General features: G+C 51.2%; 20 protein-coding genes. 12 read left to right on the forward strand and 8 right to left on the reverse strand.

The features are described 5' to 3' along the window. Positions 1 to 159: 159 nt before the first annotated feature. Positions 160 to 522 carry a hypothetical protein gene (locus METH11B_RS0101185; protein WP_155931052.1) on the forward strand — a complete coding sequence of 121 codons (363 nt, stop codon included), beginning with the start codon at positions 160 to 162 and terminating at the stop codon, positions 520 to 522. 118 nt (positions 523 to 640) lie between these two features. Next, on the forward strand, positions 641 to 985 hold the full coding sequence (locus METH11B_RS0101190; RefSeq protein WP_020481879.1) for an FUN14 domain-containing protein: 345 nt from the start codon (positions 641 to 643) through the stop codon (positions 983 to 985). A 222-nt stretch (positions 986 to 1207) separates the two neighbouring features. Here METH11B_RS0101190 and METH11B_RS0101195 read toward each other — a convergent pair whose 3' ends face one another. From METH11B_RS0101195 to METH11B_RS0101210, 4 genes are all read right to left on the reverse strand, one after another. Beyond that, entirely contained in the window at positions 1208 to 1870 is a 663-nt protein-coding gene (locus tag METH11B_RS0101195) for a phage tail protein (protein WP_197026917.1), read from the reverse strand. A 27-nt stretch (positions 1871 to 1897) separates the two neighbouring features. After that, positions 1898 to 2743, reverse strand: coding sequence for a PEP-CTERM sorting domain-containing protein (locus METH11B_RS0101200; RefSeq protein WP_197026918.1), 846 nt, complete (start codon positions 2741 to 2743; stop codon positions 1898 to 1900). A gap of 722 nt (positions 2744 to 3465) precedes the next feature. Then, entirely contained in the window at positions 3466 to 4293 is an 828-nt protein-coding gene (locus METH11B_RS0101205; RefSeq protein ID WP_026600408.1) for an MOSC domain-containing protein, read from the reverse strand. Between the two features lie 12 nt (positions 4294 to 4305). After that, positions 4306 to 4695, reverse strand: coding sequence for a PilZ domain-containing protein (locus METH11B_RS0101210; protein ID WP_020481875.1), 390 nt, complete (start codon positions 4693 to 4695; stop codon positions 4306 to 4308). Positions 4696 to 4833: 138 nt separating this feature from the next. On the opposite strand from METH11B_RS0101210, the gene METH11B_RS0101215 reads away from it, so the two are divergent. The 4 genes from METH11B_RS0101215 (at position 4834) to METH11B_RS0101230 (ending at position 10189) form a co-directional block, all read left to right on the forward strand. Continuing rightward, positions 4834 to 6057 (forward strand): ABC transporter substrate-binding protein, encoded by a 1224-nt coding sequence (locus tag METH11B_RS0101215; RefSeq protein ID WP_026600409.1) that lies wholly within the window; start codon positions 4834 to 4836, stop codon positions 6055 to 6057. A 36-nt stretch (positions 6058 to 6093) separates the two neighbouring features. Continuing rightward, a complete protein-coding gene (uvrB, locus tag METH11B_RS0101220) occupies positions 6094 to 8190 on the forward strand; it encodes an excinuclease ABC subunit UvrB (protein ID WP_081733724.1) in 2097 nt (698 codons plus the stop codon). Between the two features lie 133 nt (positions 8191 to 8323). After that, positions 8324 to 9943, forward strand: a complete 1620-nt coding sequence (locus METH11B_RS0101225; RefSeq protein WP_026600411.1) for a putative bifunctional diguanylate cyclase/phosphodiesterase — start codon at positions 8324 to 8326, stop codon at positions 9941 to 9943. Between the two features lie 33 nt (positions 9944 to 9976). Then, complete coding sequence (locus tag METH11B_RS0101230) at positions 9977 to 10189, forward strand: TraR/DksA C4-type zinc finger protein (protein ID WP_026600412.1); 213 nt, start codon at positions 9977 to 9979, stop codon at positions 10187 to 10189. A 15-nt stretch (positions 10190 to 10204) separates the two neighbouring features. Here the strand turns inward: METH11B_RS0101230 and METH11B_RS0101235 are convergent, their stop codons facing one another. Continuing rightward, on the reverse strand, positions 10205 to 11338 hold the full coding sequence (locus METH11B_RS0101235; protein WP_026600413.1) for a GNAT family N-acetyltransferase: 1134 nt from the start codon (positions 11336 to 11338) through the stop codon (positions 10205 to 10207). A gap of 50 nt (positions 11339 to 11388) precedes the next feature. Between METH11B_RS0101235 and METH11B_RS0101240 the strand changes: the two genes are divergently transcribed. The 5 genes from METH11B_RS0101240 to METH11B_RS0101260 all read left to right on the forward strand — a co-directional run bounded on the left by METH11B_RS0101240 (position 11389) and on the right by METH11B_RS0101260 (position 14580). Then, the gene (locus METH11B_RS0101240; protein WP_026600414.1) at positions 11389 to 11991 is read left to right on the forward strand and encodes a DUF938 domain-containing protein; all 603 of its coding nucleotides are present in this window, start codon (positions 11389 to 11391) and stop codon (positions 11989 to 11991) included. Between the two features lie 89 nt (positions 11992 to 12080). After that, a complete protein-coding gene (locus METH11B_RS0101245; RefSeq protein ID WP_026600415.1) occupies positions 12081 to 12671 on the forward strand; it encodes a LemA family protein in 591 nt (196 codons plus the stop codon). 1 nt (position 12672) lies between these two features. Next, complete coding sequence (locus tag METH11B_RS29915) at positions 12673 to 13524, forward strand: TPM domain-containing protein (protein ID WP_026600416.1); 852 nt, start codon at positions 12673 to 12675, stop codon at positions 13522 to 13524. Positions 13525 to 13527: 3 nt separating this feature from the next. Continuing rightward, positions 13528 to 14028 (forward strand): TPM domain-containing protein, encoded by a 501-nt coding sequence (locus METH11B_RS0101255; protein ID WP_026600417.1) that lies wholly within the window; start codon positions 13528 to 13530, stop codon positions 14026 to 14028. A gap of 123 nt (positions 14029 to 14151) precedes the next feature. Then, on the forward strand, positions 14152 to 14580 hold the full coding sequence (locus tag METH11B_RS0101260; RefSeq protein WP_026600418.1) for an Hsp20/alpha crystallin family protein: 429 nt from the start codon (positions 14152 to 14154) through the stop codon (positions 14578 to 14580). A 78-nt stretch (positions 14581 to 14658) separates the two neighbouring features. Here METH11B_RS0101260 and METH11B_RS0101265 read toward each other — a convergent pair whose 3' ends face one another. From METH11B_RS0101265 to METH11B_RS0101280, 3 genes are all read right to left on the reverse strand, one after another. Then, complete coding sequence (locus METH11B_RS0101265; protein ID WP_036275527.1) at positions 14659 to 15186, reverse strand: metal-dependent hydrolase; 528 nt, start codon at positions 15184 to 15186, stop codon at positions 14659 to 14661. A gap of 75 nt (positions 15187 to 15261) precedes the next feature. Then, entirely contained in the window at positions 15262 to 17001 is a 1740-nt protein-coding gene (locus METH11B_RS0101275) for a sulfite reductase subunit alpha (protein ID WP_026600420.1), read from the reverse strand. Positions 17002 to 17101: 100 nt separating this feature from the next. Continuing rightward, positions 17102 to 22585 (reverse strand): glutamate synthase-related protein, encoded by a 5484-nt coding sequence (locus METH11B_RS0101280; protein WP_026600421.1) that lies wholly within the window; start codon positions 22583 to 22585, stop codon positions 17102 to 17104. A gap of 252 nt (positions 22586 to 22837) precedes the next feature. Between METH11B_RS0101280 and METH11B_RS0101285 the strand changes: the two genes are divergently transcribed. Further along, entirely contained in the window at positions 22838 to 24058 is a 1221-nt protein-coding gene (locus METH11B_RS0101285; RefSeq protein ID WP_026600422.1) for an FAD-dependent monooxygenase, read from the forward strand. Positions 24059 to 24062 lie beyond the last annotated feature (4 nt).

A 24062-nucleotide genomic window follows, 5' to 3' on the forward strand; every position in this document is an offset into this window, starting at 1 on the left:
ACATTCTGATCTTGTTGGGCTTCGCTCTGCCCAACCTACATTTAACGTTTACGACAGCCCCGGTTAGGAGAGGAAGCCTGCGAATAACGCTTCCGCAGTCTCCAATTCAATCAAATCAGGTTTTGCTTCCAAGCCTGTTTAAATCAGAGGAATGCTGTTATGAATATGCTTAAATCGATAGTCTCCGCAGTGACAATGACTTTAATCTTCGCTACTGCTATTGCCGCGCCTGCGGACATTAACAAAATCTTCAGTAAGCTGCCTTCGATTACCCAGTATGAACGCACTTGTTTGCTGTCGTACGCGACAGCCGCCGAGTTAAAGGCTTGTATTGCCAATATGCCGAATACCGAATACTACAGCAGAGTCAGGACAAAAAGTTTAGGCCGTCTGGATCAATTGAATACCATAGCGGCGGATTTGAATGCCAGCCCGGACTTGACGCCGATGGAAAAATTTTGCCTGTTTACTTCAACGCCAGCCTGCATGGATGCCTGCATTCAGGGTTGGGTGTGTCCGTAATGGTGTTTGCGCTTGTTGTACAAAATCCGGGGAGCCTTGTTAATAATCCTCGTCCCTAACCAAACCGGATTCGTTATAAAATCTCGTCGACATTTTGCCCATTTTACGACTGGATTTTATGAATAACGCTATTGAAATGCATGCCGCCGACGATATTTTTTCCGAAGCTTTCTTATTGGGTAATTTAGGCGCACCGTTTATTCTGGGAATGGCGGTCGGCTATTTCGCTAAAAAAATGCTACGTACGGCTTTGTTCGTGGGCGGGGCGATTGTATCGATTTTGTTCGTTGCCGAATATTATGATCTGATCAACATCAACAACATGGCCTTGGAAAATGCGGCTAACTCAGCCGCTGAGGTTGCCAAGGAATCCGGTAGTTTTTTGCTGGACCGGCTAGCGGTGTTTACCAGTCGGGGCGTTAGTGGCGCGGGCGGTTTTTTTGTGGGATTTAAACTCGGGTAAAGCGGTTTTTATTTTCTTGCGTCACTACCATTAAATTTAGATCAGATGGTTCCCTCTCCCCGTGGGAGAGGGAGATAAATGAGTAAAAAGCTTTATTTTGATTCCCCCCATCCCACCTTCTCCCAGAAGGAGAAGGGCTTCTTGCTTAGCTAAATAGCAGCTACGTTACGCTTTGGGAGCCACCATCCGCACATGCGAAGCAGATTTATACCATCCCAGCCCTTAATTTCGGCTAGGAAAAATACCTTGTGTGGCCACACAGTATTTGACACCTAAAACAGGCGAACGGATATACAAGGGCTGGTTTGCACCCGCGATGCCAACCGTGGTCGTCGCCGACGCGGAAGTGCTGATGGCGCCTGGGTCTAGCGATGCATTAGGGGTGGCGTTCGAATACAGATTATCTCTGGATGCCGAAGTCGCCAATACTTTACCGGAGGGATTGGTGGAGTTGCCGGCAGTGCTCACCGCGTTAATCGAAGCAGAGACAGTGACGTTGGTTTGCGCCGAGTGGTTGTGCGCGGGCATTTGGTTTGGGAGTATGGTGATAAATTCCGAACCGGTTTCTTCTCCCACCTGGATAGGCGATAGCCCCGGACCTTGCCCGTCGCCTATTGGCGACCGGCCGCGCAGGTCCGGCAATGCGAAAGTCTGCCGCCCATCGCCGCCATACTGCGTGCCCAATAACGAAAATAATGCTGTATTTTGCTGAATGCTCAGGGTCTGTCCGGCGGCTTCGAGGTAACCGCGAGGGCAGAAATTAAAGCTAAATGTGCAAATCTCGCCCAGAAAGGGATCGGAGCCGCAAGCCGAGGCAGATACCGGTAATCCGGTGATAGCTATCATGGCCAGTTTCAAGAGTGGTTTGTTGAATGATTTTGACATGTCGAGTACCTTTGAGTTGAATTGATATTAATTGAAAGCGAAGTGACGATGTTTGCTGGTAAGGACTGAGACTAAGCCGATCGCCAGCAGCCAAAGCGTTTCCGGTTCCGGTACTGTGTTGTTGGTTTGTTTGGTAACCGAATCGACTGTAATCAGGCTGGAAGCGTTTATCGAAAATCTGCCGGAGTCGGCGCCGCCATATATGAACAGATCCGGATTGCTATCGCCAAAGCTGATTAAATCGCCTGGGTTCAGCAGAAATGACAAGAGTAAGGTGCCGACGTCTGACAACGCGCCGCCTACGCCGCTACCAATATCGGTAAATGGAGAGCTGGGTATGAATTTTTCGTTACCGAAAAGGGTGTCCGAGACTACTTTAGAAAATACTAATTCGCTGCCATCTGCTTTGAAAAAAGCGATCTGTGATTCGGCGAATTCACCGTTATCGTTTAGCACTTGGGTATCGATTGCTTCGACTTGATGGCTGTAATGGAATTGTAAGTTCACCACAAAACTATCCACAGCCGATTTGTTTTCAATCGAAAAGGTATAGTCGCCAAACAGGGGGCTGATGCCCGACGGTTCGGTGCCGCCAGTGCCGCTAGCGCTTAAGTTTATGCCAAAGCCGTCGCCGATGTGGCTTAAGGTGCCTGACAACGGATCAGGGCCTGTGATCGTGGAGCCAACCAGTGTGGTCGTGGAGGTAGAGCCGGCGATAATGCTGGTCAGCGAACCCGCCTGGGTAGCGTTTACAGGATCGGACGGGGAGCCGGAACTATCAAACTCCGCCGAGCCGCGAATCACAATATTGCTGTCAAAAGCCGCGGCCGACACCGATCCGGAATGCGCGCCGAGTAGCATTGTAACTGCCAATGCGACATTGCAAAGTCGGCTAGCATGGTTTGAGGGTAGGGTCTTAAAATCGCTACCGAAGCTCTTTTTAAATTTAATTGATTCCATCTTGATACCTCTATATTTGATTAGATTTAGTGTTTTATTAATGGGCATTTTTTGCTGAAAAAATATTTATATTAATGACCTGTTGCATGAAAAAATACAGGTGTCTAGTAACTATTTAAATGCAGTCAATTAAAATAATTTTTCATGCTGCTAAATGCCATTTTCTAAATGTCTAAATAAATTTAATTAACTTATTTCTGTTTTATTCAAAAAATTGTATTACGTGAATTAATAGCCAATTCTTGTGCCAGTTATTAATTTCATGCGTGAAAATAATTTATCTTTATGTTTTTTAAGGGGTTTTACGGCGATGCTTGGCTGGAAGAACCAGCGTGTACAATTGATGCGGGAGCGATTTGGCACGATATGTCGCTTGAGGTACGAAATATCGTTTTTATGTAGGGACGGGGTTTGACTTATTGGTTCGCTCGATAGAGCTAGTAATTGAAAGTAGGCTTTTTTAGCTTAAAAAATGACTAAATAGGTATTAGAAGGCTTTATCCGCTGGCTGGTAAAACTTCAAAAGCCCCTGTTAGCAAGGCAAATAACTTCAACAAACAGGTAAAACAAAGCATCTAAATTGGCAGCACGCAAATGCGCGGATATGCGCATTGATAGTGAAAGTAACGGATTTTCTATGTTAAGGATAGCGGAGGCTGCGGTTCGCCGATTTCGTCGATCAGCACTGTCTGGCCGACTGACAAGCTGCCGGGTTTATCGTGCAAGGCGTTTTGCCCAAAATAGACTTTGTTTTGCCATTTGCGCAGACGATTCAGCGTCGTCAAGGGTTCTTTGCCGGTTTCGGCGGTTAGCGGGTCTATGGTCGGTACCGAACAGCGCGAGCAGGGTTTGGGCAATCTAAAACCAATATCGTTGATTCTAAGCCGTCGCCAAGTATCTTCGGCGTAGCTATCGCTATCGGTGACGACCAGGTTCGGCCGAAAGCGAATCATGTCAATTGCCAACGGCATGGCTTGGTTAAGGGCGTTTAAGGAATTCTCCGACACGATCAAAAACGGAAAGCCGTCGGAAAATGACGTTTGGTCGCTTTCCAACGCATAGTTAGGATCGACCTTGCGAACATCGTCATCGCTTTGGTAAACCAGTCGGCACTCGGTTTGTAAAAAATCGCTCAGCCAGGCATCGGCACTATCGCCGCAGGTTTTGGCGACACAACAGTCGTGCCAGACCACCACTTCAATGTCGTCGCCGTCTGTAGCTTGCAAAGGCAGGGCTAGATCCGCTTGATTGGGAGCCGACAAAATTAATTGTTGATCTGCAATGCGGGTTTTAATCAACGCCATTTTTGGTAAACGGCGTTGGCTGAGGAACTGTCTATCGCTGTCTATCAGCATCCATTTTCTATCGTACAGCAAGCCCTTCTGATCAACCGGCCAGTGTGCCACACGAATTCCGGCCAGCGATTTGACCGGGTATATATAAATTTCACTGAGTATCGGCATATTATTTTGCTGTTAGCTGAATAGCAGATCGGTTTGGGTATGCAGTAAATGCTCTGCTAAATGTTTTTCAATGTTGTCGAACTTGATGCCGTAACGGCCATTTTCCCGGTCGCAATGTACAACAAGTGCGGAGATATCAAAACGCTTGCCGTCGGCGAATAGTAAATACAGGAATATGCGCTTATTCTTACCGAGTTTTTTCTCGCTGAATATCGCCGCGCCACGGCTACTGACATCCCGCAACACGACCGGAAACAAGCGTGGAAACCAGATGCTTTTGACTTTAACGGCAGCACGGATGTCGTTGCGTCGATAGCGAACCGCACTACGCTTGTTAGACCATGAGCTATCAATCGTGACCTCTTGATCGAGAAAATCTAAAGAGAAATCTGGCTCAGACATGGCAAACGCGGCGAATGTAAAGGTGGCTAAGTATTGATGTTAAACCACTAAAATTCAATAGAGCGGGACGATTATTGACAGAGCCCGGCCGAACCGAATCCGTTAAAATAGCGCTTTTATGTCGTTCCGTATCGGATTATGAAAAAAATTGCGATTATTTCATTTTGTTTTTGTTGGATTTTAGCGTTGTTGCTAAGCGACGCAATTGCCGCGCCTGCCAAGAAAGCCGCACCGGCCAAACCGCAGGTCACCAAGCCCGCCGAGCCTGCCAAGCAGATAGTCAAAATCGGCTATTTCAGTCAGGAGCGAGCAGCGCCGGCAGCCTTGTCCAACCTTGATCCGTTTATCCAGAACAAAGGCCAGATCGGTGCCGAATTGGCGATTGCCGACAATAATACCACCGGGCAATTTACCGGCCAGCACTACGAGTTAAAGAAAGTGGTGGTGCCGGTTGGCGGCGATTTACAGCAGGCCTTCAATCAATTAGGCGACGATGTTGGTTTGGTGGTGTTGAACGTGCAGTCTGACCAACTAAACAAGCTCGCCGACTCGCCGGTGGCGAAAAACAAATTGCTGTTCGATGCCGCTACCAGCGACGACGAGTTGCGCAACACGGATTGCCGCCATCAGATTTTGCACCTATTACCCAGCCGGGCCATGCGTGCCGATGCGCTGGCGCAATATATGCTCAAAAAACGCTGGCAAAACTGGTTTTTGGTGATAGGCCCCACGCCGGAAGACAAGTTATATGCAGCGGCCATTAAACGCGCGGCCAAGAAGTTTGGTATCAAACTGGTCGCGGAAAAAGCCTGGACCAACGATTACGATGCCCGCCGTACCGCCCAATCCGACGTGCCGGTATTTACCCAAGTGGACGATTACGATGTGTTGGTTGTTGCAGACGAACAGGGCTTGTTTGGCGAATATCTGGATTACCGGACCTGGAAACCGCGGCCGGTGATCGGTACCCAGGGTTTGATCGCCACCGCTTGGCATAGAACTCATGAACAATGGGGCGCGGTGCAATTGCAAAATCGCTTCAAGGACACGGCAGGCCGCTGGATGGAAGAAGAAGATTACGCGGCCTATCTGGCGGTGCGGGCGATAGGCGAGGCCAGCGTTCGCAGCAAGTCCAATCAAACCCAGGCGATCAAGGATTATGTGTTTTCCGAGGCGTTTGCGTTGCAGGGCTATAAAGGCATGCCTTTGTCGTTTCGCCCTTGGGACGGGCAATTGCGACAGCCCGTTCTGTTGGCCGCGCCACGTTCCCTGGTGGCCGTGGCACCGGTTGAAGGTTTTTTACATCCTAAGACCGAGCTGGATACTTTGGGCTATGACCAGCCGGAAACGGCTTGTAAGTAACATGGTGTTAACCAAAATCCTAAGTGGGTTACAAGAATGAGTGACAAACGGCGCATGGAAATCAGTCAGTCGGCGATCACTGGCATTCTTGGTGTGGAGGAGGCGAGGCCGCAAAAAAAAGGGCCGGCGCATAAACCGTTCAAGATTCAAAGCCGTTATCAACCGGCCGGGGACCAGCCTACTGCCATCGCCGAGTTGGTGGATGGCATCAACAATGGCGAATTGCATCAAACTCTGTTGGGCGTGACCGGCTCGGGCAAGACCTTTACCGTCGCCAATGTGATCCAGCAAACCCAGCGGCCGGCAATGATCATGGCGCCAAATAAGACGCTGGCGGCACAGCTGTACGGCGAAATGAAGGAGTTTTTTCCGGATAACAGCGTCGAGTATTTCGTTTCCTATTACGACTATTATCAGCCCGAAGCCTATATCCCGGCCTCCGATACCTTCATTGATAAGGACGCCTCGTTGAACGAACATATCGAGCAAATGCGGCTATCGGCTACCAAAGCCTTGCTGGAAAGGCGCGATACTATCGTGGTGGCCACTGTTTCGGCGATTTACGGCTTGGGCGAGCCGGAATCCTATTTCCAGATGGTGCTGCATCTGGTGCGCGGCGATATGATCAAGCAGCGCGACATCCTGCGCCGTCTGGCTGAGATGCAGTACACCCGCAACGATACCGAACTGCGCCGCGCCACTTATCGAGTGCGCGGCGAGGTGATCGATGTGTTTCCGGCCGAATCGGAAGAACAGGCCTTACGAATTGAGTTGTTCGACGACGAAATCGAGCGCTTGTCGATGTTCGACCCGCTGACCGGCGAAGTCACTCAGCGCTTGGCACGTTTCACGCTCTATCCAAAAAGCCATTACGTCACGCCGCGCGACCAATTGCTCAGTGCGGTAGAGAAAATCAAAATCGAACTGGCCGAACGCCTGGAACAATTGCGCGACAATCATAAGCTGGTGGAAGCGCAACGCCTGGAGCAGCGCACGCTGTTCGACATCGAAATGATCATGGAAGTCGGCTATTGCTCCGGTATCGAAAATTACTCTCGGCATTTGTCCAATCGTGCGGATGGCGAATCGCCACCGACCATGTTCGATTATTTGCCTAACGATGCCTTGGTGATCATCGACGAAAGCCATGTCACCGTGCCGCAGATCGGGGCAATGTATAAAGGAGACCGTTCGCGGAAGGAAACCCTGGTGGAGTATGGCTTTCGCTTGCCATCGGCCTTGGACAACCGGCCGCTCAGATTCGAGGAATTCGAACAAATCTGCGGCCAGCGTATCTATGTGTCCGCCACGCCAAGCACTTACGAGAAAGAACATTCCGGCGCGGTGGTAGAACAGGTGGTTAGGCCGACCGGCTTGGTCGATCCGTTGGTCGAAGTGCGGCCGGCGACCCGCCAGGTCGACGATCTGTTGTCGGAAATCACGAAACGCACCGCTGTTCAGGAACGGGTGCTGGTCACCACCTTAACCAAACGTATGTCCGAGGATTTGACCGATTATTTGATGGAGCATGGCGTCAAGGTACGTTATCTGCATTCGGACACCGAAACGGTGGAACGGGTGGAGATTATCCGCGACTTGCGGCTGGGGGTGTTCGATGTGCTGGTCGGGATCAACTTGTTACGAGAAGGGCTGGATATACCGGAAGTGTCGCTGGTAGCGATTCTGGATGCGGATAAGGAAGGTTTCCTGCGCTCGTTGGTATCGCTGGTACAAACCATAGGCCGGGCGGCGCGGAATGCCAACGGCAAGGCCATATTGTACGGCGACAAAATCACGCGCTCTATGCAGTTGGCTATCGACGAAACCGAACGGCGCCGGAATAAGCAGATAGCGTTCAATAAAGAACATAATATCGAGCCTAAAACCATTTTCAAATCGGTGACCGATATATTGGAACTCTCGATTCCCGGTTCCGGCGGTTCGATTTCCAATGCCAGAGCCAAAGTCGCCGAGCCGGCTGGGAATTACAAGGCGATGACACCGAAACAGGCCGCCAAAGCCTTGAAACAACTGGAAGAAAAAATGTATCAGCATGCCAAAAATCTGGAATTTGAAGATGCCGCCCGCGTCAGGGATCAGATCAAATTGTTACAAGCCGAGATGGTCATTTGAGGGGCTTGAGTTTGTAATTAATGCCTTGGCTAACTATTATTTAGTGAATGTTGTCGAGGCCCGTCGCTTGCAAGCTTGGTCGGCAGAAGCTAAACGACGATAGCGAATTCATGAAACAGACGCTGGGAAAAAGATGATACCCGCCAAAAACATATTGAACGAAAATGTTCGCGTGCTGAAAAGCGAGGTATCTAAAACCACATATCAAGGCGTGGCTATCGCGCTTGCCAGCATTATCAGTGCGCTGTTGGCGTTGAGTTATTACTACGTCGGCGAAATCTCTTTAAACGGCATCATCAAAGCACAAACCGAAAACTATGGCTTGTGGATGCTCGAAGCTTTACCGTTCATTTTCGGGTTTTGGGGCCAATATTCCAGCTCGGTAATCGCTTATCAAGCTGGGGCGATGATTTTGGATCAGACCCAGGAATTGCGTTCCCGAGCCGAATCGCTGGAAAAACAAGTCAGTTATTCCACCACCCACGATTCGGTAACAGACTTGCCGAATCGGGTATTGTTCTACGACCGGGTGGAACAAGCGATTTTAGCCGCCGGCAATCAAAACAAAATGCTGTCTATTTTGCTGGTGGAAGTGGCCAATTTTAAGGAAGTGTACGACACACTGGGCCGTAACAGCAGCGATCTAATCCTGAAACAGATAGCCACACGTTTGCAAAGCGTGGTGTTGGGCACCGATAGCGTCGCCCGTATCGACGGCAATATTTTCAGCGTCTTGTTGTCGGCGGTGGATAACGAAACAGCCGGCCTCACCTTGGCGAAAAATATCCAGGCGGCTCTGGATCCGGCGTTTAAAGTCGAACGTCTGAGTCTGGTGATTCATAGCAATATCGGCATCGTTAATTTTCCCGAGCACGGCGACGATGTGGATACGCTGGTGCAAAAAGCCGGCGTGGCATTATTCGTTGCTGGCCAGTCACACGAAGGTTACACCACTTACGCGCCGTCTTACGACGATCACAGTCCTCGCCGTCTGACCTTGATGAGTGAACTGCGCCAGGCCATCGAAAAAGAACAATTACATATTTACTACCAGCCCAAAGTGTCGGTGGCGACAGGGCAAGTTTATGGTGCGGAAGCGTTGGTGCGTTGGCAGCATCCCAAGCACGGCTTTATCTCGCCCGACGAGTTTATTCCGATGGCGGAGAGAACCCGAGTGATCAAGCATCTGACTTCCTGGGTGTTGAAACAATCGTTTAAGCATTGCGCCGAATGGCGTAAACGCGGCTGGGAATTGATTATTTCAGTTAATCTGTCCGCCAAGGATTTGCACGATCCGGAACTGCCGGATGTGATGGCTGGTGTGGCGGCGGCAGCCAATATCAAGCCGGGTTGGATGATGCTGGAAATTACCGAGAGCTCTATCATGACTGATCCGGAGCGGGCAATGGAAGTGATTCAGCGTCTGAATGAAATGGGCTACAAATTGTCGATTGACGACTTTGGCACCGGTTATTCGTCACTGGCTTACTTAAAACGCATGCCGTTGACGGAATTAAAAATCGATAAATCGTTTGTCGTCGATTTGTTGCATAGCGAAAACGATGCGGTGATCGTCAAAGCCACCATCAATCTGGCGCACAATCTGGGTTTGCAGGTCACGGCCGAAGGCGTGGAAACTCAGGAAATTATGGACAAACTCAGCAGTTATAAGTGCGATTTGGCGCAGGGTTACTTGTTTAGCAAGCCGATGCCGTTCGAGGATTTTGGTGTGTGGCTGGAAGCCCATCGTTAGATACAAAGCTATGCATAGTCAGGAGTCGCAATAATGTCCACGGCCTGGGCCGGCGGTACCGACGCCATTTTAGAAAGAATGGACAAGATGACCGAGCTTTTTGTTGCCGAGACGCGAAAAGCCATCTATACCGGCGAATCCGCTAACCATTGCGCGGAATGCGGCGAACCGATTCCGGAAGCGCGGCGTCAGGCAATTGCCTGTAAATATTGTTTGTCTTGTCAAACCGAGCTGGAAAAAGGCTGACGTAGCGCTATTTTATTAAGTGCGTTTAAACGGCAGATAATTCGCCGCGTCTTGTTTGTAATGTTGAAGCGCTTTTTTTTCCCGGTCCACGAATTGCGTGACGGCTTTAGCAAAGTCGGCATCCTTTAACCAATGCGCGGAATAGGTGGTGACCGGCTCGAAGCCACGGGAGATTTTGTGCTCGCCTTGCGCGCCGGAATCGAAGCGGGCCAAGCCGTGTTCTATGCAATAGTCCACGCCCTGGTAATAGCAGGCTTCGAAATGCAGTGCGTTGTATTCCGCTTGACAGCCCCAATACCGGCCATATAGGGTATCTGAACCGATAAAGCTCAAGGCTGCGCCCACATAGGTATCATCTTTAACCGCCAAAACCAGCATTAATTGCTCGGGCATGGTTCGCGCGATTTGCTTAAAAAACGCCAGATTTAAGTAAGGTTCGGAGCTGCGTTTTAAGTAAGTCAGCGCGTAAAAGCGAAAAAACACCTGCCATTGGGCGTCGGTAACCTCTCTTCCGGGAACACGCAGCATATCGATACCTTGCTCCGCCACCCGGCGCCGCTCGCGTTTGATCATTTTGCGTTTGTCGGCACTTAGGGTCTGTAAAAAATCCGAAAACGTCAGGTAATTTCGATTAAACCACTGAAACTGCACGCCCTCGCGGACGCTTACTCCCAAGGCTTGCAACCAATCAAGCTGGGCATGTTCGGGAAACAAGCAGTGCCAGGAGGAAATGCCGCGCCGCTCGGCCACTTGTTGAATAAAACCCAACAATAAGGTGCAGACTGACGCTTGATTAACCTCCCTAGCGCATAGCAGACGTGGTCCTTGGCAGGGAGTAAACGGGATAGCGCTGACTAATTTTGGGTAATAGGCTAGGCCATGCTGTTGGTACGCTTGGGCCCATTGGTGATCGAACACATATTCCCCCCAGGAATGGCTTTTTAAATACAGTGGTAATATCGCCAGCAATTGCTGCTGGTCCATAACTAGTAAATGCGCCGGCTGCCAGCCTGTCTGTGTGCAAACCGCATTGCTTTGTTCAAGTGCGGATAAAAACTCGTGACGTAAAAATGGATAGTCGGTGCCGGACAGCCGATTCCAAGCAACGGCGTCGATTTGCGCCATGCTGTCGATTTGTTTTACTTCCATTTTTAATCACAGTAGAGTTAAAGCATCAAAATACCATCAAAGCATTGCTCATGACGATACAGAAACCATTTTCCCAGGCTTGCGAGAACAATAAGGAGCCGATTTTAGACATTATCAAAACGGTCTTTAGCCAACCGACCACGGTTTGGGAAATTGGCAGCGGTACAGGGCAGCACGCCTGTCATTTTGCCGAGAATCTGCCGCATTTGGCATGGCAGCCAACCGATAGGGCGGAGAATCTGGCGGGGATCGATTTATGGCGGAACGAGGCACAACTAGATAATCTTCTGCCGCCGCTAAGCTTGGATGTGGCGGATACGCTATGGCCGTGCGAACGAATTGATGCGGTGTTTACCGCGAATACCCTGCATATCATGAGTAGCGACGAAGTAAGGCTGTTATTTGAACGGCTGGCGACTTATTTGAGTGCCGAGGCGACGATGTGTATCTACGGTCCATTCAATTATGCTGGCGCGTATACCAGTGAAAGCAACGCGCGTTTCGATTTGTGGTTGAAAGAACGGGATGCTTCGAGCGGGATAAAGGATTTTGAAGAGATCATGCGCTTGGCCGAAAATGCTGGCTTGGAATTAGAGGCCGACCATGCCATGCCCGCCAATAACCGGCTATTGGTTTTGCGGAAGAGGGCATAAGGACCAAAGTCTGACGCTTTACGTTGCGCAAGTGGCTACGTGTTATGCTCCTGTCATCAATTAAAATTTTCCTATTCACGGAGTGGACGATGCAAAACATAGTAACGATTTTTCTTTTAATCGTGACCTTGATGCTGCCCGGTTGCGGTTACAACACCTTTCAAACGCAAGACGAACAAATCAATGCCGGTTGGGCGGAGGTGCTGAATCAATATCAACGCCGCGCGGATTTGGTGCCGAATCTGGTAAATACGGTAAGAGGTTACGCCAGCCATGAGAAGGAAGTTCTGGAAGCGGTAACAGCCTCGCGCGCCAAGGTGGGTAGCATTCAAGCGACGCCTGAGCTAGTAAATGACGAACAGGCCTTTGCCAAGTTTCAGGCGGCGCAGGGCGAATTAAGCTCGGCTTTGTCGCGCTTGATGGTGGTATCCGAAAACTATCCACAATTGAAAGCCGACACCAATTTTCGCGATTTACAAGCGCAACTGGAAGGCACGGAGAACCGCATCACCGTGGCGCGCAATCGTTACATCGCAGCGATCAAGGAATACAACATCACCGTGCGTTCCTTTCCCAGCAATCTGACCGCGATGCTGTTTGGGTATAAGACCAAGCCATCATTTACGGTGGAAAACGAAAAAGCCATATCCACGGCGCCGGTGGTCGATTTTGGTAAATAAAATGGGGGAGGCTGCCGGGTTTCCACGGTTGCTAGTCGCCGTTTTGCTGGTCGCTTGCCTGTTTGCGAAGGCTGTTATTGCCGAACAAGCGGTGCCCAATCTTGAGCAGCGCGTAACCGATCTGACCGCCACACTGTCCGCCCAACAGAAAACTACGCTGGGACAGCGCTTACAGGCTTTTGAGCAACAAAAAGGCACTCAGATTGCGGTATTGATCGTAGCCAGCACTCAGCCGGAAGACATTGCGCAATACGCCATTCGCGTGGTCGAACAATGGCGTCTGGGCCGCAAGGGCGTCGATGACGGCATACTGATGTTACTGGCCAAGGATGACCGCGCCACGCGCATAGAAGTGGGTTACGGTTTGGAAGGCGTGGTGCCGGATGTGTCGGCCAAGCGGATCATCGACGACATCATGATCCCGTATTTTCGGCAGGGCGATTATGCCGCAGGGATAAATGCCGGGGTAGATAGCTTGATCGGCTTGATTCAAGGCGAACCTTTGCCGGCGCCAGCTGCTCCACGTGCTATAGATGGTCCGTTGAATCAATACTTTCCCTATCTGTTTTTGCTGGCGATTGCGGGCGGCGGCATTTTGCGCGCGGTGCTGGGGCGATTTCTCGGCGGGTTGATTAATGGCGGCGTGGTGGGTGTCCTGGTGTGGTTTCTGGGCGGCGGCTTATTGTTCGCATTGCTGCTGGCGTTTGTGGCCTTCCTAATGACGCAAAGTAACGGTCGCGGTTTTCGTGGCGGTAGAGGCGGCGGCTTTGGTGGAGGCGGATTCAGTGGCGGTGGCGGGTTCTCCGGCGGAGGCGGCGGTTTTGGCGGCGGCGGTGCGTCGGGGAGATGGTAGACGATGCAAGTGTTTAGATTCCTGAAGCATATTGTCAGCGGCCCTTGGCGCGTGCGTCTGGCGTTCCCCAAACGCAGCTTGCAAGCCATTGAAGCGGCGATTGCAAATAGTGAAACCTCGCATTTAGGGGAAATCCGTTTCGTTGTGGAAAGTGCGTTGGAGATAGGCGAGTTGTTGCACGGTATTACGCCGAGACAACGCGCGCTAGAAGTATTTTCACAATGTCGAATCTGGGATACCGAGCATAATACCGGCGTGCTAATTTATTTGCTGCTGTCGGACCGCGATGTCGAGATCGTCGCTGATCGCGGCATACACACTAAGGTCGGCGAAGCGGTCTGGGCGCGGATTTGTCAAAACATGGAAGCACAGTTTAGGGCTGGTCGATTCGAACAAGGCGTAGTCGAGGGGATTGCCCAAATATCCGCTCAGTTACAACAGCATTTTCCGGCGTCCGCCTTGGATAATCCGAACGAATTATCTAATGCGCCGATTATCCTCTGAATCCATTTTTTCCGCCGATTGCAAGTGATTTTTGTGTGGCCTCCTCTTGAAATTTTTGCTGTATAACACCATATCGCCATAGAACCGCTAAGGTTTTTACATGCAACAAAGAGGAGAATCGACATGAGTAACTTAAGCCCATTTGTTAGTCGCGGTCTGTTTGACGAACTGTTTCGCGATGTTAATCCCGGTTATTACATCAAGCCGCTACATGGGGATGGTTTGCCAGCCCAGATCAAGGTTGATGTGAAGGAAAATCCCGGGGAATTTGTCGTCCAGGCCGAAATTCCGGGTGCCGGTAAAGAGAATATCCATGTGGATATCGACGGCAATGTGGTTGCCATCCGCGCGCAAATTAACCAGATGGACTCGGAAAATAAAGACGATAAATTGCTGCGTAGCGAGCGCTATTTCGGTGAAGTATCGCGCAGTTTTCAACTATCGGCCGAGATCGACGAAGCGGCCAGCAAGGCCCGTTACGAGAACGGTATATTGACGCTAAATTTGGCGAAAAAGTTGAAAAAAAGCGGACAACGGATGACTATCGATTAAGCCCTACTTAGGGTTTCCTGCATCTAGTTCGGCTGCCGTGTAGGCGGCATTGTTGGGCTAGATGCGGGCTATCGATGATCAAACGTCGATAGCCCACTTGCGCCAAGCCCAAACCAGCAAGATAGTAAAAACCCCGAAAACACCTAAAAACACGCAAATAAGATACAGGAAACCCACCGGTAAAAAATCCAACAGTGCGTTGCTAATACTGAAGGGTGCAAATGGCTGCATGTCTGCATGCATCATACTGTCTAGCAACACATGAGAAAACGTGCCGATAAAGGCACCAGCAATGGCGGGTGTCCATGAGATATCGGCTTGGGTACTGAGCCAACGCAGGTATTTTGGTTCAAGGCCGGCATTCCAAAACCGTAATAAGGAAGCACAAAACGGTTTGCCGACCAATACAGAAAACGCGCCAATACAGATTGCGCCAAGATAGGTGTGAGTCACACCATGTAAAACACTATCCCCGCGGACCATGCGCACCAGGGGTTCTATATCCATTAGAACCTGGGAAAATCCGAACACCGTCAAGCTGAAATATTTACCGCAAACCGCTTTGATTGCTGTGCCGGGCCCCATGTGGAAAGGCGTGAAAGGCATGGAAGCTCAGGTGGATGGGATTAGAGGAACTGTTATGGGTACGTCGACAGGCGCACCCATTAACATCATGTTAGATCAATAAACGTCCCTGACGTAGCGCTTATCTTTTTTCAGTTGGTTGACGTACTCGACCGCCTCGATCAGGGTTTTCTTGCCGTGCTCGCGGATCACATCGTGCAGGGCTTGATCGACGTCTTTCGCCATCCGGTAAGCATCGCCGCAGACGAAGAAGTAGCCGCCTTGTTCCAACCAGGCATAAAGTTCGGCGCCATGCTCCTTCATACGGTCCTGAACATAGATTTTTTCCGCTTGGTCGCGCGAGAAAGCCAAATCCAGCTTGGTCAACAGGCCGCTGGTTTGCATCGCTTCGATTTCGTCACGGTAGATGAAATCGGTGGAGGCATTGCGATCACCGAAAAACAACCAGTTTTTGCCAGTGGCTTTACGGAATTCGCGTTCTTGCAGAAAAGCGCGGAACGGCGCGATACCGGTGCCTGGTCCAACCATGATCATCGGCAAACTATCATCGGCCGGCACGCGGAAGTTGTTGTTGGGCGTGAAGAATATCCGCACATCGCTTTCTTCATTAACTAAATCGGCCAGATAGGTGGAGCAGACGCCTTTGTGTTGGCGGCCGTGCGCGTCGTAACGCACGCTTGCGACGGTCAAATGCACGCTGTCCGGATGTTTCTTGCCACTGGAGGATATCGAGTAGGCGCGATGTTGTAGCGGTTTTAATAAACGCAAAAATTCGGCGGCGGAAAACTCTACCCCGGGGAATTGCAGCAATAGATCGAGTATGTCGCGGCCCCACAGATAATCGGCCAGCTTTTCCTTATCGCCGGATAATAGTAAAGCGTTCAACGCCTGATCACCGGAACGGCTGGCGATTTCTTCAATCAGTTCTTTGCCGGGTAATTTAATCTCGAAATGTGTACGCAGAGCATCCGACAGCTTCATTAGCTCGCCATTGACCGGTTCATCTTCTGCACCGGTGCAACCGATGGCTTTGACAATTTGCGCGACCAGATCCGGGCAGTTAGTCGGGATTACGCACAAGGCATCGCCCGCTTCGTAACTGAGGCCGGAGCCATCAATGGAAATTTCGTAATGCCGAGTTTCTTTCGACGAATCCAATGCCGTGACGATGCGGTTGACGCGCATTTTGGCCGGAAACGGATTTTTGCGGTTGTAGACCGATTTGGCAGGTTGGGTTTCGGTATCGACAACCGCAACTGTGCTGGCACCTTCCGCCATCAACGGAATCACTTCGCTCAGCCATTTTTCCGCCGGCGTTTCGAAATCCACGTCGCAATCGACGCGGTCGAACAGGCGTTTAGCGCCCAGAGCAGCCAATTTGTTATCCCAGTCTATGCCGGCCTGGCAGAACAAGTCGTAGCTGGTGTCACCCAAAGCCAATACCGAATAATTGACATTTTCCAGGCTCGGAGCCGCATCGCTATTCGCGGCTTCCCACAGCATTTCCGCGTTGTCCGGCATCGCGCCTTCGCCATATGTGCTGGTAATGATCAACAAGTACTGCATTTGCGGCAATTGCCCAATCTCAACTTCATCCATGCTTTTAACGACAGGTTGTAAACCATGCTTTTTAGCCGCGTTGGCGGCGTCGTTGGCTAGCGACTCGGAGTTACCGGTCTGGGTGCCGTAAAGAATGTGCAAGGTGCGGGCGTCGGCTTGATTGACGCTGCCGGCGCTATGCAGCATGTGGCTGTGCATGCCGGCGAAAAAGCCGCCTAGCCAGGCGCGTTGGGTGTCACTGTAAGGAGCGTTTTGAGGGATAAAAGGTGCTTTCATTTCATTACCATCTGTGGACAGGTGTCAGGCTGTCCAGTCACTGTATTTGGTTCTTGCCAATCGCGGTGTGGAGGGTGCGTGGCAGGCACCCTCCATGGGCTTAGGCGGACGCGCTTTGCAGCATGTCTTTAACGATAGACAGGCTTTCCAAGCTCGCCAGATTTTTATCGATGGACGGCAGGCCGGCCAAAGCGACACGATTGAATCTATCCTGTTCGATGATCCAGGCCGTGGAGCCGATCGAGTAAATGCTTTGCACGTCGCGCAGCATCAGCGTGGTTTTGTAGTCGTTCAGGCGTTTTTCCGCCATCAACGCCGCTAACTGGCCGTCATCGTATTGGCTGTAAGCTTCGCGGATATTTTTAATCAGGGCGTCTTGCAGTTTGCGCGGACGTTCCATGACTAACTTGTAAGCATGTTTATCAACTAAGGCTTCGGTTGCAGGTTGGCCGGCTTTATTCAGTTGATCGCGGGCAATTTGCTGCGCTTTATCGATCACCGCATAGCTGTTGATCAGTTTCAAAGTGAGATCGGTGTCGGTTTCGCCGTAACCGGGGATAGCACCGTCGAACAGTGGTGTGTCGTTTTTGTAAGCCTGTTTGATTTGCTCGATTTGCTTTTGCGCAAATGCCACCGACAATTCTTCGATCATAGCTTTGCGATCCAAAGCTTTGCTCAGGTATTCGGCCGTTTGCGTGCGGTTTAACCAGAGCGGCAAGGCAAATTTGAAGTGCTGACGCTCGTTGGTCCAATTAGCCAGAATGGCCTGGGCTTTTTCCGAGCCGGTATGTTCAACATGTTGCTCCAGCATGTACAAAATGAATTGCTCATGACTACTTGCTACATCGGTGTGATCGGTCAAACTGTGTATCGATACCGAGGTGTCGTCATACAAATCGTCTAAGCGATTATCAGGGTCGTATTGGTAGGCATTACCGCCAGACATTCCGGTGCAGAAGCCTTTACCAAAACCGCCCAGATTCAATACCGCGCCGTTAATCATGTATTCGCAGGCAAAGTCACCGACGCCTTCGACGACAGCCATCGCGCCGGAGTTACGTACTGCAAAACGGTCTCCGGCTTCGCCATTGATAAAGGTTTTGCCGCCGGACGCACCGAATAGTGCAAAGTTACCGATCAACACGTTCTCGCCAGGCAACTTGGAGCCGCCGCCGGGAGATTTGATAACGATGGTACCGCCGCAAGCGGTTTTGCCGACGCCATCGTTGCAGGTGCCGGTGTGCTCCATACGCATGCCGTCGTTGTTGAACGCGGCGTAACTTTGACCTGCCGAACCATGGGTGCGGACGATAATGGAATCGTCGGCCAGATAGCGGCGGCCATGCTGGTTGGTATAGATGATGGGCGACGCAGCTACTTGTTCCGAACTTAATTCATAAGCCAACAAGCGTTCCAGATCGACCGCGGTTTGACCGCCGACGGTTTTATTACGGTTGTTCAGTTTGAATTCGTCCCCTTCGACGACTACCTGTTTTTGACCTTTTTCGAACAACGCCGATTTGACGCGCGCGAAGATCAAATCGTCGATCGCGAAATCTTTTTCCAGATAAATCGGTTTCTCGATTTTAATGACTGGTACTTCCGCCAGTAGTTTTTGCAGGTGGATTTGGCCGACCATGCTGGGGTGGTCGATCAGATGCAGCAACTCGGTTTTACCACGAATTTCCTGCAAACTGGTGTAACCCAGGTCAGCCAGGATTTCGCGCACTTCGTGGGCCAGGTTCATAAAGAATTGTGCCAATACACGCGGATCGCCTTTGAATTCTTCGTGGGCGGTGGTCAACCCGGCGGGGCAGCGGATATTGCAGTTTTTCGCCATCACGCAGCGCAGCATCATCAGCGCGGTGGTACCGAACTCGAAGGAATCGCCGCCGAGAATAGCCGATTTCACCACGTCGGCACCGTTTTGGTGAGCCGCACTGCAACGCAGAATGACCTTATCGCGCAAACCGTTGGCAGCCAACGCTTGATGCACTTCGGCGATACCGATTTCCGGCGAGCGGCCGGTGTTTTTCAAGCTGGTAACAGCCGCCGCGCCGGTACCGCCGGTGTTGCCCGCTACGTTGATTACATCGGCGCCGGCTTTGGCAACACCAACTGCGATGGTGCCTATGCCTTCCGAGGAAACCAGTTTTACCACCACGCGGACGCGGGCTGCCTTGGCGTCATGGATCAATTGGCCCAAGTCTTCGATGGAATAGGTATCGTGATGCGGCGGTGGGCTGACTAGTTCCACTTTGGGTGTGCCGCCACGTAGCGCAGCAATTTCCACCGATACTTTGGGTGCCGGTAATTGACCGCCTTCGCCAGGCTTGGCGCCTTGGCCGATTTTAATTTCGATTTCCTCCAGATTCGGATCGGCCAAATAGCCAGCCCAAACACCGAAGCGGCCGGAAGCGAACTGTTTGATTTTGCTGGAACGAATTGTGCCAAAGCGGCTGGAGTGTTCGCCGCCTTCCCCGGAGTTGCTCATACCGCCGGCAATGTTGGTACCTTGCGCCACTGCTTCGTGGGCTTCGGCCAGCAGCGCGCCGTGACTCATCGCACCGGATGCAAAAGTCGGAGTGATTTGATGGGCGGGCTGAACAAGGTCCAGCGCTATCCGCGAGCGGGCAGGGCGCACGTTGCTCAGATAGTTGTAAATCAGACTGTCGCTGTCGTTCGCCCGCAGACTGATACTGTCGTTTTCCAGGGTTAAACCGAAATCGTTACCGGCAAAGCGAGCTTTTAGGTGTTCGGCTAATTGTTCCAGACGCGCTTTGCTTGAATTCTCGGTAAACCGAATGCTAAACACCACGCCGTTGCTTTTCTCGACTTGTAGGCCGCGGATCAGGTAATTATTGTTACCGTGCAAATCCTGGCTGCCCAAAAGGCGATCAAAATCGGCTTTGCTGTTAGCGTCGCTGACATCGGCCGGAAACTCCATTACATCGCGCAAAGCAGCTGGGCGGTTCGCCCGCTCCTGAGCCAGGTTGTGGGTAAAGCTGCGATAAGCCGGAGTAATACCGAAAGCGTCAATTTGCGCCGGTGTGCGTTTCTCATAGCCGAAATCCAAATACGCCGTATCGCTGGCTTCCGGCGCTTGTTGTGGCGCTATGTACATGATCGCTTCATCGGTCATGTTGATATATTCGCGCACCGCCGTGTTGCCAAACGTGTGGCCGGCACCTTCGTTACGCTCTTTGAATAGGCCTAGAAACGGAATATCGTTTTCGCTTTTTACGGATAGCGCCTTATGGTGCCATTCCGTTGCGCTGGCGGCGATGTCACTGTAACGCACCCCGCCGACGGAAGCATTGATGTTGGGGAAATACGGTTTTAATTTCGGTTCGTCGGTATCCAGGTAATTGGATTCGAAAAACTCGCCGCCGATATAGCTTTCAGCGGTACACAGGCCGAATTTGCCCATGGTTTTCATCAGCGATTTTTCGACACCTTTTTGAAAGCTGTATAGCGCTTTTTGCTGGGCTGCCGGATCGGCGTATTCGGTTGTTACCCGGTTATGGACACTGAGCGGGCAGATGGCGGATGCGCCGAAACCCAGAATGGTGGCCACGTCGTGCGGGCTGGCTGCCTGGCCGGTTTCCATGATCAATGAGCTATTAAAGCGCAAGCCATGTTTTACTAAATGCTGGTTGGCTGCGGCAATGGTCAACAACGCAGGGATGGCGGCTTGGGTTTTGCTGATATTGGCGTCGCTCAGAATGATGATGCCGGTATTGCTGCGCGCGGCTTGTTCGACTTCTTTGCAGACAGTTTGCAAAGCTTGTTCCAAAGCCAGTTCGTTTTGCGCGGCATTTTCAAAGTTCGGAGTGTATAGCGCCTCTATAGTCGCAGTTTTTACTTGGCTTTGTCTGCGAATCTGTTCCAGCTGAGTGCGTTGCAGGATCGGCGATTCGATCATCAGCTGTTTGCTGTTCTGCGGTGCAAAAGTCGGTTTGGCACCCAAGGCTACGCGCAAGGTCATGCCGTCGCTTTCACGCAGAGAGTCCAGTGGCGGATTGGTAACCTGAGCAAAGCGTTGGCTGAAATAACGTGACATACCGCCTTCAGACGCGCTCAAAGCGTTCGGCGTCAGGCCGTAACCCATCGCCGAGACTTTTTCCAAGCCGGTTTGCAGAATAGGGTCCAGCAAAAACTTAAAACTTTCCTGGTTCAGCGAATAAGCAGTGTGACGTTGATCGATATTCAGTTCATGCTCGTTGTTGAGTTCCGTAAGCTCTACTTTGGGCAATTCGCTGATGTGAAGGCAGCTTTGTTTTAGCAGCGCTTTATAGTCTCTTTCCTTGGCCAAACGTTCCATGACTTGATGGCTATTGTATGACTCACCGGTGTTATGGTCGAAATACAGCATGCCGCCAGCCTCGATGCGGCCACGTCTTAGCACTTTTTCGGGTGGGAAATCGATCTGGCCGGCTTCGGACATCACCGCCAGATACTCTGCGGTTTCGACAGAGCGCAATGGCCGTAAGCCCAGGCGGTCCAGGCGGGCACCGACACGGATGCCATCATTGAAGATTAACGCCGCCGGGCCGTCGTTTTTCTCTTCGTATAGGCTGAAATATTCCAGCATGGCACGCACGTCTGCCGATAGGGTTGTATCGTTTTCCCAGGCTGGCGGCATCATTGCCAAAATGGCGGTGACGATATCCAGCTGATCTTCGTTAATGCGGCGGGTCAGTGTTTGATCCAGGCGACCGGAATCCGATTGTCCGCAGGGAAACACGACATGTTTGTTGTTTTGCCGAGCAATAGCATTTTCGCTGAGGCGGTTTTTCTTGTCGGTGTTCAACTCGCCGTTATGCGCCATATAACGAAACGGCTGGGCCATCATCGTCGCCGGCGCGGTGTTAGTGGAAAAACGGGTATGGAAGAACAGTGTGCTGATTTCGTGGTCGGCGTCGTACAAGTCGACAAAGTAGGGGATGACTTCAAACGAGTTCAGGCGGCCTTTATAAACCTGGGTGCGGGAACTCATCGACAACGGATAAAAACCTTTCAGTTCCGGGCGAGTAAAGCCGTTGGCTTCTATCGTTAACAGCGCGGACTGAATATGTCTTTCAAAAGCCTCGTGACTGGCATCTTTAAGGGATTTTGGGCGACCGAAAATGACCTGCTTGATCGGTAATTGCGCGCGCAACGCCGCCGCATTTAACACCGAGCTGTCAACAGGCACTTCCCGCCATTTGATAATGGGCAGATCGAATTGCAGAAATTGTTCTTCGACCAGCTTTTGTGCTTCAGAATCGTAATGGGCGTGATCTTCCGGGAAGAAAAAGTTGGCTACGCCGAATTGTCCCAGTTCCAGGTCATCATTCCCTGTGACCTTACGGAAAAACTTCAGAGACAAATCGATATTAACGCCGGCGCCGTCGCCTATGCCTTCCGCGCTCATGCCGCCGCGATGCGGAATCGTACACAAGGCTTCGTGTGACTTGACTAGGAGCTCGTGGGTCTGTTTGCTGTCTTTGCGGGTGATAAATCCGACACCGCAGCTATCCTGGGAGAGATCAGCGTCGTAAAGCATGTGTATTGCGTTAATTTTCTGGGCGTTTTTAATCATTGCTATCCAGATCCTCTCTTACTGATTAAATGCGCTAGCCGGTATTTTCCTTACCGATAGTGCCGTTTATGGTTTTTCTGCCTGCTGCGTGTTAGAGTCGTCCTATGCGGCGAGAACCCCTAATTAACTTCGGAATTTCAGTTGGCGAAACTTTGTAATTCTACCATGTTGCGCGGCCTCTGTCATTTCGTAAAGCCAATGGCGGCGTCGTTCTCTCGTCTGGCCTTTAGTTTTAAAACTTTGTGAAGAAATATGAAAGAACAATTTGATGTGGTGATCGTCGGCGGGGGAATGGTGGGTGCCGCCGTGGCTTGTTGCCTGGGCGGCAGCGAGTTAAAAGTAGCTGTGATAGAAGCGCAGGTTCCAGAAGCTTTTTCCAGCGAGCAGCCACATGATTTAAGGGTTTCAGCCTTAAGTATCGCCTCGAAAAACATTCTGGAAGCTGTTGGCGCTTGGGAAGGTGTGACGTCACGGCGCTATTGTCCGTTTAAGCGCATGCGGGTTTGGGAAACGGCCGGCGACACCACCTTTAACAGCGATGACATTCGCTATCCCGAGCTGGGCTATATTGTCGAAAATCGCATCACCCAGCTGGCATTATTGGATAGGCTGCCAAGTTTTGACAATATCGAATTACTGATGCCGCAAACCATCACCAAAATAAATTACGATGGTCGCGAATCGGAGTTGGTATTAGCGGACGGTCGCGTGCTTCAGGCAAAGTTGCTGGTTGCGGCAGATGGCGGACAGTCGCGAGTCAGGCAGGCGGTAGGCTTGGGCGTGACCAGTTGGGATTATAACCAGCATGCCCTAGTGATTTACATAGAAACCGCCTATCCGCAGCAGGACATCACCTGGCAGCGTTTTGTGTCCAGCGGTCCGCAAGCCTTTTTGCCGTTGACAGGCAATTACGGTTCCATCGTTTGGTATCAATCCCCCGATGAAGTTCGACGTTTACAAGCCTTGTCTTACGAGCAATTACGGGATGAGCTGGTAGCGGCTTTTCCCGATTGTCTGGGCGAGGTCAAGCAGGTGTTGGGTGTTGCGAGTTTCCCACTGAAGCGGCAGCATGCGCAAAGCTACGTGAAGCGAGGTGTGGCTCTGGTGGGCGATGCAGCGCACATGATTAACCCATTGGCCGGCCAGGGCGTCAATATCGGCTTGCTGGATGCTGCGGCGCTGGCGGAAATACTGGTCGATGCCCGCAAACGCGGCAAGGACATCGCAGATCTGGCGGTGTTGCAGCGTTACGAAGCGATGCGCCGCAACGAGAATCTGAAAATGATGACCTTAATGGATGTGTTTTATCGGTCATTTAGTAACGACATTTTGCCGATTAAACTGCTAAGAAATCTTGGTCTGGGTTTGGCCCAACGCATCACTCCCGCCCGCAACAAAGCGATGAAGGCTGCGATGGGGTTGGAAGGTCGTCTGCCGAAATTAGCTCGCGGCGAACGTTTGTTAGCTAGATAAGGCT

The organism is Methylomonas sp. 11b (genome assembly GCF_000515215.1).
Taxonomy (GTDB): domain Bacteria; phylum Pseudomonadota; class Gammaproteobacteria; order Methylococcales; family Methylomonadaceae; genus Methylomonas.

Coding starts and splice junctions, on each gene's coding strand:
- METH11B_RS0101225 (WP_026600411.1), top strand. CDS start 8,324: ATGATACCCGCCAAAAACATATTGAACGAAAATGTTCGCGTGCTGAAA.
- METH11B_RS0101280 (WP_026600421.1), bottom strand. CDS start 22,585: ATGATTAAAAACGCCCAGAAAATTAACGCAATACACATGCTTTACGAC.
- METH11B_RS0101245 (WP_026600415.1), top strand. CDS start 12,081: ATGCAAAACATAGTAACGATTTTTCTTTTAATCGTGACCTTGATGCTG.
- METH11B_RS0101235 (WP_026600413.1), bottom strand. CDS start 11,338: ATGGAAGTAAAACAAATCGACAGCATGGCGCAAATCGACGCCGTTGCT.
- METH11B_RS0101275 (WP_026600420.1), bottom strand. CDS start 17,001: ATGAAAGCACCTTTTATCCCTCAAAACGCTCCTTACAGTGACACCCAA.
- METH11B_RS0101215 (WP_026600409.1), top strand. CDS start 4,834: ATGAAAAAAATTGCGATTATTTCATTTTGTTTTTGTTGGATTTTAGCG.
- uvrB (WP_081733724.1), top strand. CDS start 6,094: ATGAGTGACAAACGGCGCATGGAAATCAGTCAGTCGGCGATCACTGGC.
- METH11B_RS0101195 (WP_197026917.1), bottom strand. CDS start 1,870: ATGTCAAAATCATTCAACAAACCACTCTTGAAACTGGCCATGATAGCT.
- METH11B_RS0101260 (WP_026600418.1), top strand. CDS start 14,152: ATGAGTAACTTAAGCCCATTTGTTAGTCGCGGTCTGTTTGACGAACTG.
- METH11B_RS0101190 (WP_020481879.1), top strand. CDS start 641: ATGAATAACGCTATTGAAATGCATGCCGCCGACGATATTTTTTCCGAA.
- METH11B_RS0101210 (WP_020481875.1), bottom strand. CDS start 4,695: ATGTCTGAGCCAGATTTCTCTTTAGATTTTCTCGATCAAGAGGTCACG.
- METH11B_RS0101230 (WP_026600412.1), top strand. CDS start 9,977: ATGTCCACGGCCTGGGCCGGCGGTACCGACGCCATTTTAGAAAGAATG.
- METH11B_RS0101255 (WP_026600417.1), top strand. CDS start 13,528: ATGCAAGTGTTTAGATTCCTGAAGCATATTGTCAGCGGCCCTTGGCGC.
- METH11B_RS0101205 (WP_026600408.1), bottom strand. CDS start 4,293: ATGCCGATACTCAGTGAAATTTATATATACCCGGTCAAATCGCTGGCC.
- METH11B_RS0101285 (WP_026600422.1), top strand. CDS start 22,838: ATGAAAGAACAATTTGATGTGGTGATCGTCGGCGGGGGAATGGTGGGT.
- METH11B_RS0101265 (WP_036275527.1), bottom strand. CDS start 15,186: ATGCCTTTCACGCCTTTCCACATGGGGCCCGGCACAGCAATCAAAGCG.
- METH11B_RS29915 (WP_026600416.1), top strand. CDS start 12,673: ATGGGGGAGGCTGCCGGGTTTCCACGGTTGCTAGTCGCCGTTTTGCTG.
- METH11B_RS0101240 (WP_026600414.1), top strand. CDS start 11,389: ATGACGATACAGAAACCATTTTCCCAGGCTTGCGAGAACAATAAGGAG.
- METH11B_RS0101185 (WP_155931052.1), top strand. CDS start 160: ATGAATATGCTTAAATCGATAGTCTCCGCAGTGACAATGACTTTAATC.